The sequence below is a fragment of the Rhizobacter sp. genome, assembly GCF_031412495.1.
Classification (GTDB): domain Bacteria; phylum Pseudomonadota; class Gammaproteobacteria; order Burkholderiales; family Burkholderiaceae_C; genus Schlegelella_A.
Window position 1 is genome coordinate 1 of the sequence record NZ_JANODC010000448.1, and the last position, 17,305, is coordinate 17,305.

General features: G+C 69.4%; 21 protein-coding genes. 8 read left to right on the forward strand and 13 right to left on the reverse strand.

Going from position 1 to position 17,305, the window contains the following annotated elements; all coding sequences use genetic code 11:
• On the forward strand, nucleotides 1-772 hold a 772-nt coding region (gene queG, locus AC30N0_RS16715), incomplete at its 5' end, for a tRNA epoxyqueuosine(34) reductase QueG (protein WP_489519025.1).
• Here queG and AC30N0_RS16720 read toward each other — a convergent pair.
• On the reverse strand, nucleotides 747-1,649 hold the full coding sequence (locus tag AC30N0_RS16720; RefSeq protein WP_489519026.1) for an AEC family transporter: 903 nt from the start codon (nucleotides 1,647-1,649) through the stop codon (nucleotides 747-749). The two genes, queG and AC30N0_RS16720, sit on opposite strands and share 26 nt — an antisense overlap.
• Before the next feature lie 173 nt (nucleotides 1,650-1,822).
• On the opposite strand from AC30N0_RS16720, the gene AC30N0_RS16725 reads away from it, so the two are divergent.
• The 5 genes from AC30N0_RS16725 to AC30N0_RS16745 are packed head-to-tail and all read left to right on the forward strand — an operon-like array spanning nucleotide 1,823 to nucleotide 6,337.
• Nucleotides 1,823-2,800 carry a tripartite tricarboxylate transporter substrate binding protein BugE gene (locus tag AC30N0_RS16725; protein ID WP_489519027.1) on the forward strand — a complete coding sequence of 326 codons (978 nt, stop codon included), beginning with the start codon at nucleotides 1,823-1,825 and terminating at the stop codon, nucleotides 2,798-2,800.
• Between the two features lie 19 nt (nucleotides 2,801-2,819).
• Nucleotides 2,820-3,737: a site-specific tyrosine recombinase XerD gene (xerD, locus tag AC30N0_RS16730; RefSeq protein ID WP_489519028.1), complete on the forward strand. Its 918-nt coding sequence runs from the start codon at nucleotides 2,820-2,822 to the stop codon at nucleotides 3,735-3,737.
• A 56-nt stretch (nucleotides 3,738-3,793) separates the two neighbouring features.
• Nucleotides 3,794-4,678 (forward strand): NAD(P)-dependent oxidoreductase, encoded by an 885-nt coding sequence (locus AC30N0_RS16735; protein ID WP_489519029.1) that lies wholly within the window; start codon nucleotides 3,794-3,796, stop codon nucleotides 4,676-4,678.
• A complete protein-coding gene (locus AC30N0_RS16740; RefSeq protein ID WP_489519030.1) occupies nucleotides 4,675-5,352 on the forward strand; it encodes an ion channel in 678 nt (225 codons plus the stop codon). The genes AC30N0_RS16735 and AC30N0_RS16740 overlap by 4 nt, the downstream gene beginning before the upstream one ends.
• Nucleotides 5,339-6,337: a DUF6929 family protein gene (locus AC30N0_RS16745; RefSeq protein ID WP_489519031.1), complete on the forward strand. Its 999-nt coding sequence runs from the start codon at nucleotides 5,339-5,341 to the stop codon at nucleotides 6,335-6,337. Before AC30N0_RS16740 ends, AC30N0_RS16745 begins: the two co-directional genes overlap by 14 nt.
• 21 nt (nucleotides 6,338-6,358) lie before the next feature.
• Here the strand turns inward: AC30N0_RS16745 and AC30N0_RS16750 are convergent, their stop codons facing one another.
• The 12 genes from AC30N0_RS16750 to AC30N0_RS16805 form a co-directional block, all read right to left on the reverse strand.
• On the reverse strand, nucleotides 6,359-7,885 hold the full coding sequence (locus tag AC30N0_RS16750; protein WP_489519032.1) for a fumarate hydratase: 1,527 nt from the start codon (nucleotides 7,883-7,885) through the stop codon (nucleotides 6,359-6,361).
• 32 nt (nucleotides 7,886-7,917) lie between these two features.
• On the reverse strand, nucleotides 7,918-9,603 hold the full coding sequence (locus tag AC30N0_RS16755) for a Na(+)/H(+) antiporter subunit D (RefSeq protein ID WP_489519033.1): 1,686 nt from the start codon (nucleotides 9,601-9,603) through the stop codon (nucleotides 7,918-7,920).
• A complete protein-coding gene (locus AC30N0_RS16760) occupies nucleotides 9,596-9,847 on the reverse strand; it encodes a hypothetical protein (RefSeq protein WP_489519034.1) in 252 nt (83 codons plus the stop codon). The genes AC30N0_RS16755 and AC30N0_RS16760 overlap by 8 nt, the downstream gene beginning before the upstream one ends.
• 2 nt (nucleotides 9,848-9,849) lie before the next feature.
• Nucleotides 9,850-11,295 carry a monovalent cation/H+ antiporter subunit D family protein gene (locus AC30N0_RS16765; RefSeq protein ID WP_489519035.1) on the reverse strand — a complete coding sequence of 482 codons (1,446 nt, stop codon included), beginning with the start codon at nucleotides 11,293-11,295 and terminating at the stop codon, nucleotides 9,850-9,852.
• Nucleotides 11,296-11,309: 14 nt separating this feature from the next.
• Entirely contained in the window at nucleotides 11,310-12,794 is a 1,485-nt protein-coding gene (locus AC30N0_RS16770) for a monovalent cation/H+ antiporter subunit D family protein (RefSeq protein WP_489519036.1), read from the reverse strand.
• The gene (locus AC30N0_RS16775) at nucleotides 12,791-13,165 is read right to left on the reverse strand and encodes a cation:proton antiporter subunit C (RefSeq protein ID WP_489519037.1); all 375 of its coding nucleotides are present in this window, start codon (nucleotides 13,163-13,165) and stop codon (nucleotides 12,791-12,793) included. The genes AC30N0_RS16770 and AC30N0_RS16775 overlap by 4 nt, the downstream gene beginning before the upstream one ends.
• Before the next feature lie 17 nt (nucleotides 13,166-13,182).
• Nucleotides 13,183-13,608: a Na(+)/H(+) antiporter subunit B gene (locus AC30N0_RS16780; RefSeq protein ID WP_489519038.1), complete on the reverse strand. Its 426-nt coding sequence runs from the start codon at nucleotides 13,606-13,608 to the stop codon at nucleotides 13,183-13,185.
• Nucleotides 13,605-14,120: a DUF4040 domain-containing protein gene (locus tag AC30N0_RS16785; RefSeq protein WP_489519039.1), complete on the reverse strand. Its 516-nt coding sequence runs from the start codon at nucleotides 14,118-14,120 to the stop codon at nucleotides 13,605-13,607. The genes AC30N0_RS16780 and AC30N0_RS16785 overlap by 4 nt, the downstream gene beginning before the upstream one ends.
• Nucleotides 14,121-14,128: 8 nt before the next feature.
• Nucleotides 14,129-14,458, reverse strand: coding sequence for a monovalent cation/H(+) antiporter subunit G (gene mnhG, locus AC30N0_RS16790; RefSeq protein ID WP_489519040.1), 330 nt, complete (start codon nucleotides 14,456-14,458; stop codon nucleotides 14,129-14,131).
• Entirely contained in the window at nucleotides 14,455-14,739 is a 285-nt protein-coding gene (locus AC30N0_RS16795; protein WP_489519041.1) for an MrpF/PhaF family protein, read from the reverse strand. Before AC30N0_RS16795 ends, mnhG begins: the two co-directional genes overlap by 4 nt.
• Nucleotides 14,739-15,215, reverse strand: a complete 477-nt coding sequence (locus tag AC30N0_RS16800) for a Na+/H+ antiporter subunit E (RefSeq protein ID WP_489519042.1) — start codon at nucleotides 15,213-15,215, stop codon at nucleotides 14,739-14,741. The genes AC30N0_RS16795 and AC30N0_RS16800 overlap by 1 nt, the downstream gene beginning before the upstream one ends.
• A 92-nt stretch (nucleotides 15,216-15,307) precedes the next feature.
• On the reverse strand, nucleotides 15,308-15,931 hold the full coding sequence (locus AC30N0_RS16805; RefSeq protein WP_489519043.1) for a TIGR00645 family protein: 624 nt from the start codon (nucleotides 15,929-15,931) through the stop codon (nucleotides 15,308-15,310).
• 102 nt (nucleotides 15,932-16,033) lie between these two features.
• Between AC30N0_RS16805 and AC30N0_RS16810 the strand changes: the two genes are divergently transcribed.
• Nucleotides 16,034-16,762, forward strand: coding sequence for a TetR/AcrR family transcriptional regulator (locus tag AC30N0_RS16810; RefSeq protein ID WP_489519044.1), 729 nt, complete (start codon nucleotides 16,034-16,036; stop codon nucleotides 16,760-16,762).
• Nucleotides 16,759-17,305: alpha/beta fold hydrolase (locus AC30N0_RS16815; RefSeq protein WP_489519045.1), on the forward strand; the 547-nt coding region annotated here is incomplete at its 3' end. The genes AC30N0_RS16810 and AC30N0_RS16815, both read left to right, overlap by 4 nt.

Consider the following 17,305-nt stretch of genomic DNA (forward strand, 5'->3'; position numbering starts at 1 on the left):
GCTGCGCGGGCGCCTGCAAACCCTGGCCGACCAGCTGGCCGCCGAGATCGGCCCCTTCGGTCACCGCGTGTTCACCGACTCGGCGCCGGTGCTCGAGGTCGAGCTCGCCGCGCGCAGCGGTCTGGGCTGGCGCGGCAAGCACACGCTGGCCCTCGACCGGCAGGCCGGCTCGATGTTCTTCCTCGGCGAGATCTATGTCGATCTGGCCCTGCCGCCGACGCCACCGGTCGAGGCCCACTGCGGCAGCTGCAGCGCCTGCATCGACGTCTGCCCGACCGGGGCGATCGTCGGCCCGTACCGGCTCGATGCGCGGCGCTGCATCTCCTACCTGACGATCGAGCTGAAGGAGGCGATTCCCGAGGAGTTCCGCGCCGCGATCGGCAACCGGATCTACGGCTGCGACGACTGCCAGCTCGTCTGTCCGTGGAACAAGTACGCACAGCGCAGCCCGCTCGCCGACTTCGACGCCCGGCCGGGGTTCATCGAGCCGTCTCTGCTCGAGCTCTGGGCCTGGGACGAGGCCGAGTTCCTGCGCCGCACCCAGGGCAGCGCGATCCGCCGCATCGGCTTCGAGCGCTGGCAGCGCAACATCGCCGTGGCGCTCGGCAACGCCCTGCGCGCGGCAGGCGCCGAAGCAACGAGCGCCGCGCTGCGGAGCCGCCGCGAGGTGGCCACGCCGCTGGTCCGCGAGCACATCGACTGGGCCCGGGCCCAGTCGCCGGAACCGGTCGGTGCGGAGCCGTCGATCAGCGCAGTGCCTGCTGCACGCTGAGCCAGAGCGGCACGCCGAGCATGCCGAGCAGCGTCGACACGGTCACCAGGCCGGCGACGAAGACGCCGTCGCCGCCCATGCGCGCGGCCAGCACGTAGGCGCTGGAGGCGGTCGGCAGGGCGGCGAAGAGGACGACGATGCTCGCCTGCTCGGGCGACAGCACGAGCACGGCCACGGCGACCAGCGCCGCTGCGGGCAGGACCGCGTGGCGGATCGCGAGCAGGGCCGCGGCCAGGCCCGGCGACGAGCGGATCGCGCCGAAGGTGAGCCCGGCGCCGACGGCCATGAGGCCCAGGGGCAGGGCGGCCAGGCCGATCCGCTGCAGCGTCGTCGAGACGGCCTCCGGCAGGACCAGGCCGAGGCCATTGGCGGCCAGCCCGGCGGCGGTGCCGAGGATCAGCGGATTGCGGGCGATTTCGCGCAGGTACGAGTGGCCGCCGTGGCGGGCCAGCGGCCAGACCGCGGCGACGTTGCAGAGCGGCACGCTGAGGGCGATCAGCAGCGCCATCCAGGCCAGCCCCTGCGCGCCGAACAGCCGTTCCGAGAGCGCGAGCGCGACGTAGGAGTTGAAGCGGTATGCGATCTGCGCGCCCGAGGCGTGCAGCCGCGCATCCACGCCTGGCCAGCGCCCGAGGGCCAGGGCCAGGACGATGCCGAGCGCGACCACGCCGACGCCGGCCAGGGCCAGGCCGGCCGTCTGCGCCGGCTGCAGCGGCGTGCGCAGGATCGAGTTGAAGAGCAGGACCGGGAACAGCAGGTAGTAGACGAGCCGCTCGACGCCCTCCCACAGCGGCCGGTTCAGCGCGGTGTTCCGGCAGAGCAGCCAGCCGAGCAGGATCAGCAGGAAATCGGGGAGCAGCGCCAGCGAGATCGACATCGGGTCGAGTGTGCCAGCGGGCGCCGCGATGGCGGGCTCCGGCGTGGCCAGGGCGGCCGCCGATGTACCGGGGACCGAGTCCCTGCCCCGGCGCAGGCAGGTTCCTTTCGATAGAGTTCTCCACCGTCGACGAGCACCGTCCGCTCGCCCTGCCTACTCTGGAGACATCGAAGATGCTGAAACGCCGCAACGCCCTCGTCGCGGGGGCCACCGTGCTGCTCGCGGCAGCCCAGGCCCCGGCCTGGGCCCAGGCCTACCCGAGCAAGCCGGTGCGACTCGTCGTCCCGTTCGCTCCGGGCGGCACCACCGACATCATCGCCCGCGTCCTCGCCGAGAAGATCAACGCGCCGCTCGGCCAGACCATGATCGTCGACAACAAGGGCGGCGGTGGCGGATCGATCGGCGCGCTCGAGATCGTGCGCGCCGCGCCCGACGGCTACACCCTCGGCATGGCGACGGTCTCGACCACCGCCGCGAACCCGGCCATCAACCCGAAGATCGCCTACAACCCGATCACCGACTTCACGCCCATCATCAACGTCGCGGCGACGCCGAACATCATCGCCGTGCACCCGAGCTTCCCGGCCCGCGACTACAAGGGCTTCCTCGCCGAGCTGAAGAAGAACCCCGGCAAGTATTCCTACGCGAGCTCGGGCACGGGCGGCATCGGCCACCTGCAGATGGAGCTGTTCAAGAGCCTGTCGGGCACCTTCGTCACCCACATCCCGTACCGCGGCGCCGGGCCCGCCCTCAACGACACGGTGGCCGGCCAGGTGCCGATGATCTTCGACAACATTCCCTCGGCGCTGCCCTTCATCAAGGACGGCCGGCTGATCGCCATCGTCGTCGCCGCGCCGGAGCGACTGGTGGCACTGCCGAACGTGCCGACCTTCAAGGAAGTGGGGCTCGAGCCGGTCAACCGGATGGCGTACTACGGCATCCACGGGCCCAAGGGTCTGCCGCGCGAGATCATCGACAAGGTGCACGGCGCTGTCCGCAAGACGCTCGAAGATCCGACGGTGCGAAAGCGCATCGAGGAGACCGGCTCGTTCGTCATCGGCAACACACCCGAGCAGTTCGCGGCCCAGGTCACGGCCGAGTTCGATGTCTACAAGAAGGTCGTCGCGGCGCAGAAGCTGAAGCTCGAGTAGGCCGCGACGGCGCCGCGCGTTGGCAGTCGACCTTGCCTCCCTGCCGCCGGCGAGCGCCGAGGCGATCGATCGCTTCATCGACGCCCTGTGGATCGAGGAAGGGCTGGCCGCGAACAGCCTGGCCGCGTATCGGCGCGACCTGACCCTGTTCTCGCGCTGGCTGGGCGGCCGCGGCGCGCGACCCTTGCTGTCGACGAGCGAGTCCGACCTGCGCGAGTACGCCATGGCACGCCACGCCGGCAGCGCCGCGACGAGCACGAACCGGCGCCTGACGGTATTCAGGCGCTTCTTCCGCTGGGGCCTGCGCGAGCGCCTCGTCGACGCCGACCCGACCCTGCGGCTCGATGCGGCCCGGCAGCCGCTGCGGGTGCCGAAGACGCTGAGCGAGGCCCAGGTCGAGGCGCTGCTCGGCGCGCCCGACGTGGCCCAGTCGCTCGGCCTGCGCGACCGTGCCATGCTCGAGCTGCTTTACGCCAGCGGCCTGCGCGTCAGCGAGCTGGTCGGCCTGAGGACAGTGAACGTCAGCTTCGTCGAGTGCGCCCTGCGCATCACGGGCAAGGGTGCGAAGGAGCGCCTGGTTCCCTTCGGCGAGGAAGCGCTGGCCTGGCTGCAGCGCTACCTCGCCGAGGCGCGCGCGGCCATCCTGTCCGGGCAATCCAGCGAGGCGCTCTTCGTCACCGCGCGCGGCGGGCCGATGACGAGGCAGATGTTCTGGAAGCTGGTCAAGGCGCACGCCCTGCGCGCCGGCATCGTCGCGCCGCTCTCGCCGCACACGCTGCGCCATGCCTTCGCCACGCACCTGCTCAACCACGGCGCCGACCTGCGCGCGGTGCAGATGCTGCTCGGCCACGCCGACATCTCGACGACGACGATCTACACCCACGTCGCCCGCGAGCGCCTGAAGCAGCTGCACGCCACGCACCACCCGCGCGGCTAGGGTCCGGGCGGGGAGACCCGCAGCCGGGCCGGCGCGCCTGCTTGCAGAATGCGGCGATGCATGCAACCTCCATCGGCATCGTCGGCGTCGGCAACATGGGCGGCGCGATGGCGCTGCGCCTGCTCGAGCGCGGCCACCACGTCCACGTCCGCGACCTCGACGCGGGACGCGAGGCCGCGGCGCAGCAGCACGGTGCCCGGGTCGGCGCCTCGGCCGCGGCGCTGGCCGCGTGCTGCGGGCTGCTCATCGTCGCGGTCGTCGATGCGGCGCAGACGGAGGAGGTGCTGTTCGGGGACGGCGGCGCCGCCGCCGCGATGGGGCCGGGCGGCTGCCTGATGCTGTGCCCGACCCTGGGCCCCGACCGCACGGAGCGGCTGGCGGCGCGACTGGCGGGGCACGGCATCGACTGCATCGACGCGCCGATGTCGGGCGGCCCGGCGCGCGCCCGCGACGGCAGCATGAGCCTGATGGTGGCCTGCGCCGACGCGGTCTTCGATCGACATCGACCGCTCCTCGAAGCGCTGTCGACCCGGCTCTTTCGCGTCGGCGTGCGCCCCGGCGACGGCGCCCGCACCAAGCTCGTCAACAACCTGCTGGCGGCGATCAACCTGGCCGGCATGGCCGAGGCGCTCGCCCTGGCCGAACGCGTGGGCCTCGACCTTCGCCGCACCCTCGCGGTGATCGAGCAGTCGAGCGGGCAGAGCTGGATCGGCAGCGACCGCATGCACCGGGCCCTCGCCGGCGACCACGTGCCGCACGCGCACACGAGCCTCCTCGCCAAGGACGCCCGCCTTGCCCTGGCCATGGCCGCCGAGAAAGGCTTCCTGCCGGCGCTCGGCGCCCAGGCCGAGACGGCCTTCGCGCAGGCGTGTGCGGCCGGCTATGCCGACAGCGACGACGCCAGCCTGCTCGAGATGTCGAGGAGCGCGGCCCGCCGATGAATCGCCTTCGACTGCTGGTTCACCTGCGTCGCAATCCGTCGGCCATCCTCCTGGTCGCGCAGCTCCTCGCGCTGCTGCTGTACCCGTTCTTCGAGGACACCGAGGCCGGACGCATCGCCCTCGGCATCTTCGGCATCCTCGTCCTCATCCTCACCCTGCGGATGGTCCGCCAGACCCCGTTCGTCACCTGGCTGGGCATGGGCATCGCCTTGCCGGCCATCGCTCTGCTGCTGCTGCAGATGCGCTTCACGTGGCCGCAGCTGACCGCCTGGTCGGCGGGACTGGAGTCCTTGTTCTACTTCTACGCCGCGGGGAGCCTCATCGCCTACATGCTCGCGGACCGCCACGCAACGACAGACGAGCTATTCGCTGCCGGAGCGACCTTCACCCTCCTCGCCTGGGCTTTCGCCTATCTGTTCCTGATGATCCAGGCGGTACAGCCGGGCTCGTTCGGAGGCGCCCTGCGCGGCGATTCGCCACGGACCTGGACCGAGCTCATGCATCTGAGCTTCGCGCTCCTGTCCAGCACCGGGATGGGCGACGTCCTGCCGATGAGCGGGCCGGCGCGAGGCGTCGCCGCCATCGAGATGTTCACGGGTGTGATGTATCTCGCCGCCGTCGTCTCGCGGCTCGTCGGCATGAGCTTGCAGGCTTACCCGAATGGCAAGGGCTGACGTGTCGGGGGGCCGCGTGCTGAACCTGCGCCATCGGCGCGACCTCGACGTCGACCCGCGCCGGCATCCGCGCGGCCAGGCGCATCTCAGCGCCGCGAGCGCGCTGGTGCGCGCCGGGCCGCGTTGCTACGTCGTCGCCGACGACGAGCACCACCTCGGCAGCTTCGGCAGCGACGACCGCGAGCCGGTCCGGCTGCTGCGCGTGTTCGCAGGCGACCTGCCCCGGCCGAAGAAGAAGCGCAAGGCGCTGAAGCCCGATCTCGAGACCTTGCTCGGCTTGCCGCCGCGGCCCGCGTGGCCGGGCGGCGCCTTGCTCGGACTCGGCTCGGGCGCGCGGCCGAACCGGAAACGCGGCGTGCTGATGCCGCTCGGGGCCGACGGCATGCCGTCCGGTGCCCCGCAACTCATCGACCTGGCCCCACTCTACCGGCCGCTCGTCGATGCCTTTGTCACCCTCAACATCGAGGGCGGCTTCGTCGACGCCGGGGGATTGCGCCTGCTGCAGCGGGGCAACGATGCGGGCGGCATCAACGCGGCGGTCACGTTCGACGCCGAAGCCTTTCTCGACTGGCTCGCCACGCCGCAGGGCGTGCCGCCTCGGCCGCGCTCGGTCGCTCGCCATTGCCTCGGCGCGATCGCCGGCGTGCCGCTCGGCTTCACCGACGCGGCTCCCTTGCCCGGCGGCGCGTGGGTGTTCAGCGCCGTCGCCGAAGCGACCGACGACAGCGTCGTCGACGGCCCGTGCGCAGGCTCGGTGATCGGCTTCGTCGGTGCCGACGGCGTGCTCGGCCGCATGCACGTGCTCGACGGGTCACCGAAGATCGAGGGCCTCGCCGGCGGCGTGGGCGAGGGCGGCGTGCTGCACCTGATGGCGGTCACCGATGCAGACGACCCCGAGCGGCCATCGCAGCTCCTCTGCGCGGAGGCGCCGCTGACGGCCGCGCTGACCGGCGTTTCGATGAACGGCCGGCAGGCGCGGCCCTGAGCCGACTGGTCGCAGGACCGATCAGGCGATCGCGACCGGGATGCCGGCGATGCGCGACTTCCACGCCGCCGGCCCGGTCTCGTGCACCGAGCTGCCGTTGGCGTCGACCGCCACCGTCACCGGCATGTCGGCAACGGTGAACTCGTAGATCGCCTCCATGCCGAGGTCGGCGAAGGCGACCACCTCCGCGTGGCGGATCGCCTTCGAGACGAGATACGCCGCGCCGCCGACGGCCATGAGGTAGGCGCTGCGGTGCCTGCGGATGGCGTCGATCGCGACGGGGCCGCGCTCGGCCTTGCCGATCATGGCGATGAGCCCGGTCTGGCCCAGCATCATCTCGGTGTACTTGTCCATCCGCGTCGAGGTCGTCGGCCCCGCCGGCCCAACGGCCTCGTCGCGCACCGGGTCGACCGGGCCGACGTAGTAGATGACGCGGTTGGCGAAGGCGACCGGCAGCGGCTCGCCGCGGCCGAGCATGTCGCGAATGCGCTGGTGCGCGGCGTCGCGACCGGTCAGCATCGTCCCGGACAGGAGCAGCGTCTCGCCCGGTTGCCACGACGCCACCTGCTCGCGGGTGAGGGTGTCGAGGTCGACCTTCCTCGACCGGTTGTAGTCGGGTGCCCAGCGCACGTCGGGCCAGAGGTCGAGGCTCGGCGGCTCGAGGTACGCCGGACCGGAGCCGTCGAGCACGAAGTGGGCGTGCCGGGTCGCCGCGCAGTTGGGGATCATCGCCACCGGCTTCGACGCCGCGTGCGTCGGCGCCATCCGGATCTTGACGTCGAGCACGGTCGTCAGGCCGCCGAGGCCCTGGGCGCCGATGCCGAGGGCGTTGACCTTGTCGCACAGCTCGATGCGCATCGCCTCGGTCCGGTCGCGCGGACCGCGCGCCTTCAGCTCGTGCATGTCGATGTCTTCCATGAGGCTTTGCTTGGCGAGCAGGACGGCGCGCTCGGCCGTGCCGCCGATGCCGATTCCGAGCATGCCGGGCGGGCACCAGCCGGCACCCATGGTCGGCACCGTCTTCAGGACCCACTCGACCACGTCGTCGCCCGGATTCATCATCACGAGCTTGCTCTTGTTCTCGCTGCCGCCGCCCTTGGCGGCGACGGTCACGTCGACCTTGTCACCGGCGACCAGCGTCATGTGCACCACGGCCGGCGTGTTGTCGAGCGTGTTCCTGCGCTCGAACTGCGGGTCGGCGACGATGGAGGCGCGCAAGGTGTTGTCGGCGTGCGCGTAGCCCTGGCGCACGCCCTCGTCGACGGCCTCCTGGACGCCGGCCGGGAACCCCTCGAAGCGGACCTCCATGCCGATCTCGAGGAAGACGTTGACGATGCCGGTGTCCTGGCAGATCGGCCGCCGGCCCTCGGCGCACATCTTCGAGTTGGTGAGGATCTGCGCGATCGCGTCCTTCGCCGCCGGTGCCTGCTCGAGCTCGTAGGCGCGGGCCAAGTGGGCGATGTAGTCGGCCGGGTGGTAGTAGCTGATGTACTGCAGCGCGGCAGCGATGCTCTCGACGAAGTCGGCGTGGCGGAGGGTGGTCGGCATCGGAAGTGGCTCCAGGAGGGCGCGCGCGGCGCTCAGAGGAAGTACAGGACCAGGTAGCCCATCATCAGGACGAGCACCCATACCGCCATTGCTCGGATCGACCACGTCCGCGCCAGCCGACTGTCGGAACCCAGGTAGCCGCGGGCGAACCCGCGCGTTGCGAGGCCGGCACTGCGCACGGTGGGGGCAAGCGTCGCGCGAAGGGCGCCGATCGCACGCTCGATGGCCGTCACGAGACCGGGAAACAGCCAGCGCCAGAACCAGTCGACATCCAGGGTGAGCGTCAGCGTTCGCTTGAGATACGGCAGCAGGACGAAGAACGCCAGTCCCGAGAAGAGAAGAAGCTGCAGCTGCGCCAGGACGTGGGGCGCCGTGTAAGGCTCGTACTTCACCTCGTGCGGCAGCAGCCGGTACAAGGGCTCGGCCCACAGCCCCATTGCGATGCACAGGAAGGCAAGCAAGATCATCGCCCAGCACATGCTGCGTGGCGGGTCGCTCGGACGTAGGCCGGAGTCCGACTGGAAGAAGACGAACCAGGGGAACTTGATGCCGGCATGCAGGAAGACGCCGGCCGACGCCGCCGTGAGCAGCAGCCAGACCGCCAGCAGGCCGCCGTCCGCTGCCGACTGCGACACCATCGACTTGGAGATGAATCCCGAGGTGAGCGGAAACGACGAGATGGCGAGCGCGCCGATGATGCCGCAGACCGTCGAGACCGGCATGCTGTGGAAGAGCCCGCCGAGCTCGCTGCACTTGCGCCGGCTCGTCATCAGGAGAACCGAGCCGGCCGACATCAGCAGCAAGGCCTTGTAGATGATGTGCGTGAAGGCATGGGCGGCGGCGCCATTGAGCGCCATCTCCGTGCCGATGCCGATGCCCACGACCATGAAGCCGACCTGGTTCACGATCGAATAGGCGAGGATGCGCCGCATGTCGTTCTCCAGCAGCGCGTAGACGATGCCGTAGAACACCATGAACAGGCCGATCCAGACCAGGAGCTCGGTGCCCGGGAAGCCGCGGATCAGCACGTACACCGCCGTCTTGGTCGTGAACGCCGAGAGGAACACGGTCCCGCTCCACGACGCCTCCGGGTAGGCGTCGGGGAGCCAGGCCGACAGCGGCGGCGCTCCCGCATTGACGAGGAAGCCGATGAGGATCAGCCAGTGGGCCGGCGAGTCCAGCGCCATCCGGGTGAACTCGACGCTGCCGCTCTGGGCGATGTGCCCGGTCACGCCGGCGAACAGGACCATGCCGCCCAGCAGGTGGATCATCAAATAGCGCAGGCTGGCCCGATACGACTCGCGCGTGCCGGCGCTCCAGAGCACCAGGGTCGAGCCCACGGCCATGATTTCCCAGAACACGAACACGGTGACGAGGTCGCCGGCGAAGGTCACGCCGATCGCGGCGCCGGCGTAGACGAAGGCCGCGGGGATCTCGAGCCGGCTCTTCTGGCTCAAGGCGAACATGCCGCCGGCGAAGGCCATCAGCGCGAAGATGGTGGCGAAGAGGCGCGACAGCTTGTCGCCCTGCACGGGCGTCAGGGTGTAGTCGAGGAAACGCGTCTGCCATGCCGGCCCGTCCGGCACCTGCCAGACCAGAGCGAGCGCCAGCAGCGGCAGGCCCAGGACCAGCGCCGTGCGCTGCCAGCCGCGCAGCCAGGGAACGACCAGCGCTCCGGCGACGAGCACCAGGCCCGGATGCACGATCAGGTCACTCATCGTGCCGCTCGTAGTACGTGTCCGGGCGCTTGAGCAGGAGCCCGAGGCCCTTGGCCACGGCGATCATCGCCGCGCAGGCGAGGAAGCCGAACCAGGCGTTGAAGGCGAACAGCGACTCGATCGCGAAATGCGGGTGCAACCGGACGGCGAGCTCGGCCACGACGGTGACGGCCAGCACGGCCAGAAACACGCGCCAGAGCCGCTTCACGTGGCGGGGATCGTCGAGCCAGTGCTTCTTGTCCATGGTCACTCCGGGGCCAGCATCTGCCGGGCGAGCGCCAGCGGCACGTCGGGGAGGAAGAACAGCAGCACGGTCGCCGCGGCCGTCGCTAGCAGCGCCAGCACCATGGGCCAGGGCGCCTCGCCGTGCAGAGCGCCGGCGTCTGCCGGCGCCCGGAAGAATGCGCGATAGACCACGGGCAGGAAGTAGCCGGCGTTCAGCAGCGTGCTGCCGACGATGACGGTCAACGCCAGCCAGTTCAAGCCGGCGAACGCCCCGGACAGCATGTACCACTTGGAGATGAAGCCGGCGGTCGGCGGCAGCCCGATCATCGACAGCGCGCCGATGGCGAAGGCCGCCATGGTCCAGGGCATCCGGCGGCCGATGCCGTCGAGCTGGCTGACCTCGGTTTTGTGCGCGGCGGTGTAGATGGCGCCGGCGGCGAAGAAGAGGGTGATCTTGCCGACCGCATGCGCGGCGATGTGCAGCACCGCGCCGATGATGGACAACGGGGCCAGCAGCGCGGTCGCCAGCACGACGTAGGACAGCTGGCTCACGGTCGAATAGGCGAGCCGGCGCTTCAGGTTGTCCGACTTCAGCGCGACGATCGACGCCGCCACGATCGTGAATCCGGCGACGGCGACGAGCCAGCCCGTGGCGTCGTGGCCGCGCAGGGCATCGATCCCGAACAGGTAGGTCACGACCTTGACGACGCTGAACACCCCGGCCTTGACGACCGCCACCGCGTGGAGCAATGCCGACACCGGCGTCGGCGCGACCATCGCCGACGGCAGCCAGCGGTGGAACGGCATCAGGGCGGCCTTGCCGATGCCGAACATGTAGAGCGCAAGCAGGCCGCCCAGGCCGAGCGGAGCCAGCTTGCCGGCGAGGATGCCGCCGGCCTTGAAGTCGGTCGTGCCGGCGACGAACCAGGTGATCGCGATGGCCGGCAGCAGGAAGACGAGAGAGGTGCCCAGCAGCAGCCCCAGGTACACGCGGCCGCCGCGCCGTGACTCGTCGGTGCCGTGATGGGTCACCAGCGGGTAGGTGATGAGGGTCAGCAGCTCGTAGAAGACGAACAGCGTGAACATGTTGGCCGCGAAGGCGATTCCCATCGTCGCCGCCAGCGCCAGTGCGAAGCAGACGTAGAACCGCGTCTGGTGCGCTTCGTCGTTGCCCCGCATGTAGCCGATGGAATAGATCGAGGTGACGATCCACAGGCCGGCGGCGACCAGCGCGAACAGCATGCCCAGCGGCTCGACCTCGAAGGCGAGCTCGAGGCCCGGGACGATCCCCGTCAGGCGCAGGCCAGGCCGCGCGCCGGCGAGGACCCCCGGCAGCAGGGCGACGGTGCAGAGCAGCAGGATCGAGGCGGTGACGAGAGTGACGGCCTCGCGCACGTCGGGCCAGCGGCCTGCGAGGGCGATGAGCACGGCGCCGCCGATCGGCACCAGCAAGCTCGCGACGATCAACGCCTCGGGGTGCATCAGCGCAGGCCCGACATCAGCATCCCTGCGGCACGGGAGGCGGAGCCGACCGTGAAGGACGTGTCCAGGCCGAAGTAGATCGTGGCCCCGACCAGCAGCCACGCGGGCACGAGCATCGACACCGGCGCCTCGAGGCGCGGCCGGAGGTTGTCGGCGGGCTCATGGAAGTAGGCCGCTTCGATGAATCGCCAGACGTAGGCCACCGCCAGCAGCGACGACAGCACGATCAGGGCCACGAGGGCCCACTGGCCCTTCTCGAGCGCCGCGAGGATCAGGTACCACTTGCTGATGAAACCGGCCGTGCCCGGAATCCCGATCAGGGACAGGCCGCAGAGCGTCAGGCCCAGGCTGGTCAGCGGCATGCGACGGCCCATTCCCCGCACCTGCTGCAGCGTGACGCCGCCCATCGACAAGGCGACTCCCCCGAGGAGCATGAAGACCGCGCCCTTCGTGATGCCGTGGTTGAAGAGGTGAACGATGGTGGCGGTCAGCCCCGTCGCGGAGCCGAAGGACAGGCCGAGGATGATGTAGCCGATCTGGGCCACGCTCGAGTACGCGAACAGGCGCTTGAGATTGCCCTGGTAGATGGCGACCGCAGAGCCGGCGAAGATGCCCGCCAGCGCCAGCAGCAGCATCATCTCCCCCATGGGCAGCTGCTCGAAGACCTGGGACAGGCCGAAGACCGAGTAGTAGAAGCGCACGAGCACGTAGACCGCGACCTTGGTGGCCGTCGCCGCGAGAAGGGCCGACACGGCCGACGGTGCGTAGGCGTACGCGTTGGGCAGCCACTGGTGCAGAGGAAACAGGGCCAGCTTCAGGGAGACCCCGACCGTGAGGAAGGCCAGGGCCGCCAGCACCGGCCGCGTACCCCGCACGGCGCCGATGCGCTCGCCCATGTCCGCCAGGTTCAGCGTGCCGGTCATCAGGTACAGCAGGCCGATGCCGATGACGATGAAGGTCGCCCCGATGGTGCCCATGATGAGGTACTGGTACGAAGCGAACAGCGCGCGCCGGTGGCTGCCGAGGGCAATGAGCACGTACGAGGAGAGCGACGACACCTCGAGGAAGACGAAGATGTTGAACGCATCGCCCGTGATCGTGATGCCGAGGAGCCCGGCCAGGCACAGAGCCAGCATCGCGTAGAAAAGGTAGTGCTTGTCGCGCGGGATTTCCGATTCGATGCTGGCGCGGCTGTACGGCAGCACGATGGCCGCGATGCCCGAGACGAGCACCAGCACGAAGGCGTTCAGCCGATCGATCCGGTATTCGATGCCCCAGGGCGGGGGCCAGCTGCCGATGGCATAGGAGATCGTGCCGGCGCGCTCCACCTGGAGCCAGAGCAGCAGCGAGATCGCGAGGGCCAGCCAGCTCCCCGAAAGCACCGCCAGGAAGGCAGCGTTGCGCTGCCGCAGCAGGACAGCCAGGGGCGCCGCCATCAGCGGCACGACCACCTGGAGCGCAGGCAGGTGCTGGCTCCAGCTCATCGGTCTTCCCGGGGGCCTGGCGCAGGTGCGTCCAGGCTCAGGATGTCATCCTCCTCGACGGTTCCGTAGGCCTCGCGGATCCGGACCACTAGGGCGAGACCCAGCGCCAGCGTGGCGACGCCCACGACGATGGCCGTGAGGATCAGGACATGGGGCAGGGGATTGGAGTAGACGGTGAACGCGTCGCTGAGGATGGGCGCCGTGCCGCCGACCAACTTGCCCGGTGCGATGTAGAGCAGGTAGACCGATGTCTGGAAGATGCCGAGCCCGATCAGCTTCTTGATCAGATTGCCCCGGGCGATGACGATGAACAGGCCCATCATCATCAGCAGGATGGTGATGAAGTAGGTGAAGTGGCCACCGAGGGTCAACGACGAGCCTTCGCCCATCATTCATCTACCTTGCCGCGGCCTGCGAACAGGTAGAAGATCTTCAGCATCACGGCGGCGACCGTGACCGCGACCCCCACCTCGACCCAGAAGATTCCGCGGTGCTGACCGGTCACCGGGTCGGCGTCGAGTACGAAGTAATCCAGATAGTTGCCGCCGAGCAGGAGCCCTGCCACGCCGACGCCCGCGTACAGGAGAACGCCGAGCGCCATCATCGACTCCACCAGGCGCTCGGGAACGACCTTCGCGGAATCGGCCAAGCCGAAGATTAGGGCGTAGAAGATCACCGACGCGGCGAGGATGACGCCCGCCTGGAACCCGCCGCCGGGTCCGAAGTCGCCGTGGAACTGGACGTAGAGGGCGAACAGCAGGATGAACGGGATGGTCATCTTGGCCACCACGCGCAGGACCAGGTCGTACCTCATGGCGCCACATCCTTGCGCCGCCGCCGCAGCAGGGCGACCACGCCCGCGCCGGCGGTGAACACGACTGTCGTCTCGCCCAGGGTGTCGTAGCCGCGGTAGCTGGCCAGGACTGCGGTGACGACGTTCGGTACCGCCACCTCCTGCTTCGACTCGTTGAGATAGCGCGGCACGACGTGGCCGTGGATGGGCGCCTTCGGGTCCGAGAACTCCGGCAGGCCGAGCGTGCCGTAGACAAGGAGCGCGCCCACCGACGCGGCCAGCCCCGCCGGCAGCCAGGGCTTGCGCACTGGCCTGGACTCCTCCGTATCGCACAGGAAGAGGGCGCTGAGCAGGAGGACGGTCGAGATGCCCGCGCCGACCGAGGCTTCGGTCATGGCGACGTCGACCGCGTCCATCGCGACCAGGACGGTCGCCATGAGGAAGCTGTACGCGCCGCTCAGTATGACCACGCCGAAGAGGCTGAGGCTGCGCGCGATGATCCACACGGCCAGCACCATCAGCACCAGCAGCACGTTGATGATCAGGGCTTCGATGCTCTGGCCTCCTCGGGGGCGAGCAGCGGCCGCAGTCCGCGGATCAGGGCGGCGCGGGCGAGGGCATGGGTCGCCGTCGGGCTGGCGACACATATCAGCAAGCCGATCATCACGAGCTTGACAGAGACCAGCGTGAAGCCAGCCTGCAGGAGCAGGCCGAGCAGGATCAGGCCCGCCCCGAGCGTCTCGATGACGCTGGCCGCATGCATGCGGGTATAGAAGTCCGGCATCCTCAGCAGGCCGACGGCACCGACAATGCAGAACAGGCCTCCGGCCACGAGACACGCCCAGCTGAGGACATCGATGGCGAGGCTCATGGCGGCGCATCGGGCGCTTCGCCCGGACCGGAGAGGTCGCCATAGCGGAAGAACTTCAGGACCGCGATGGTGCCGATCATGTTCAGCAGGCCGTAGACGATGGCGATGTCCAGGAACTCGGGCCGCTCGTCTAGGAACCCCATCACCGCGAGCATCAGCATCGAGACCGTTCCCACGCTGTTCGCTGCCAGCGCCCGGTCGAACACCGTCGGGCCGAAAGCGCCGCGGAGCATGACCAGGACGAGGGTGACGAGAAGGGCTATCGCAGCGGCGGCGAACACTAGGCTTTCCCCTCGCAGGCTGTGACGCGGCGGTCCATCTCGCTCGAGACGGTACCCTGGGCGCCGCCGCGGGTCAGGCCGTGCACCAGGAACTCACCGGGCTGCGCTTCGACGGCGATGGTGCCGGGCGTGAGGGTGATGGAGTTGGCGTGGATCACGAGGCCGACCTGGGTGTGCTGGCTGGGCTTGAAACGCACGAGGGTCGGGCTGATCGGGAGCCGGGGGTGAACGATGATCAGGCTCACGTCCCAGGCCGACTTGACGATCTCCTTCAGCAGCCAGGGCCAGTACAGCAACAGCCGCGGACCCAGGTGGACCGGGTGACCCTCGCCGTCGACGAGATCCATGCGGCGGGCGAACCAGATCACCGCCAGCGCCGAACCCACGCCGGCAGCCATCAGGAAGGCCGTGAAGTACCCCGACAGCAGCAGCCAGAAGAGGTATAGCGCGATGAAGAGGCTGACCGTTCTGTACACGGGAGACCGCCGAGAAGAGGGTCGGCAATTCTAGGCAGCCTACCGAGACGGGCGCAGCGCCGGACGGCTCGCCGCGCCTTGCATGCCGGTCGTCAGTGCGCCGGCGCTGCCGGCACCGACGAGTTGAGGATCTTGTCGGTATAGGCCACGGCCAGCGCCGAGAACAGGAATGAAATGTGGATGATGGTGTGCCAGAGCAGCACCTTCTCCGAGTAGTTGTCGGCGTTGATGAAGGTCTTCAGCAGATGGATCGAGCTGATGCCGATGATGGCGGTCGCCAGCTTTACCTTCAGCACGGAGGCGTTGACGTGCGACAGCCACTCCGGCTCGTCCGGATGGCCCTCGAGCTTCATGCGGCTGACGAAGGTCTCGTAGCCGCCGACGATGACCATGATCAGCAGGTTGGAGATCATGACCACGTCGATCAGCGCCAGCACCGCCAGCATGATGACCGTCTCGCTGAGTCGCGGCACCTCTCCGGGCGGGAACTTGTAGCCCATGCCGAGCGTGAGCGCCCGCAGCGCGGCCTCGCTGCCGAACGCGGCCTCGACCAGGTGGACGAGCTCGACCCAGAAATGGAACACGTACACGCACTGGGCCAGGATCAGCCCGAGGTAGAGCGGCAGCTGCAGCCACCGGCTCATGAAAATGAAGTTGGGCAGCGGCCGCAGCGGCGACGAAGACGCCGGTGAGGGTCGATCGCGGGGGGAGGTCATGCGGCGGGAGGGGTTGGCGGGAAAGGCGCGGATTCTAGGAGTCGACGCCGTGTTCCCGTCACGGCGCTTGACAGGCACGCCCACCCGGCCTACATTGAACAAGTGGATAAACCAGACGTTCAATCTACGACCCGGACCCGCACGGCCGTCGAATCGCCGGCTTCTGCCGCGCCGGCGCGCGCCGACGGCACGACGACGCGGGCGGCGATCCTGCGCGCGGCGCGCGACCGCCTCGTCGAGGTCGGCTACGCGAACCTCAACGTGCGCGACATCGCGCGCGCTGCCGGCGTGAACCACGCCCTGATCGGCTACCACTTCGGCGGCAAGCAGCAGCTGGTGCTCGGGGTTCTCGACGAAGCCAACAAGCAGCTCCTCGATCGGCAGGCCCGCATGTACGAAGCGACGACGAGCGCGAGCCGGCAGTGGCAGCAGGCCTGCGATTTCTACGCGGAGGACCTCGCCTCCGGCTTCGTCCGCCTGTTGATGGAGCTGATGGGCGCGAGCTTCCACGATGTGGAGCTGCGCCGGGAATTCGTGCCGCGGCTCTCCGGCTGGCATCGGCTGGTCGAGGCCGCGGTGGTGGACTTCATCGCCAGGTCCGGGCTCGACCTGCCCGTGTCGGCCCAGGCCATCTCGGCCTGGATCGTCTGGTTCTGGACCGGCATGGAGGCCAGCATGATGCTCGGCATCGACGAGAAGGACGGCCATCAGCGCGAGGCGCTCGAGGCGGTGGCGACGCTGCTGCGGCGCGTCGAGGGGCGCACGCCCACCCAGCCCAGGTCCGCGCCCAAGTCCACGTCCACATCCAGGCCCAAGAGGAGGCGCTCGTGAGCACCGATCCCCAGACCCGGGCACTGCCCAAGCGGTTGCTGCTGACGGCAGGGCCGATGCCGCCCGCGGGCACCTTGCCCGGCCCCTATCCCTACGAAACCATCGCGCCGCTTCGCGAAGGCTTCGTGACCTGCGACGGCGTGAAGACCTGGTACGGCCAGTTCGGGGACAGCGGGCCGTGGCTCGTCTTCGCGCCCGTCTACCAGATCGCCAACTCGCACCTGATGAAAGGCGTGGTGCCTTGGCTGGCGCAGCACTTCCGGGTGGCGGTGATGGACCTGCGCGGCAACGGCCGGTCGGATCGGCCGACCTCGCAGGACCAGTACTCCTTCGATCTCTACTACCGCGACTTCGTTGCCGTGCTCGATCGCCTCGAGGTCGATCGCGCCGCTGTCGTCGCCATCTCGGCGACGACGATGAGCGCGATCCGGCTCGCGGCCGAGCAGCCGGCGCGCGTCTCGCATCTCGTCGTCGCCGGTGGCTATGCCGCCTCGTTGCCGACGACCCCCGAGGCGCAGGCTGTCGTCGCGGCGGCGGTCGCCC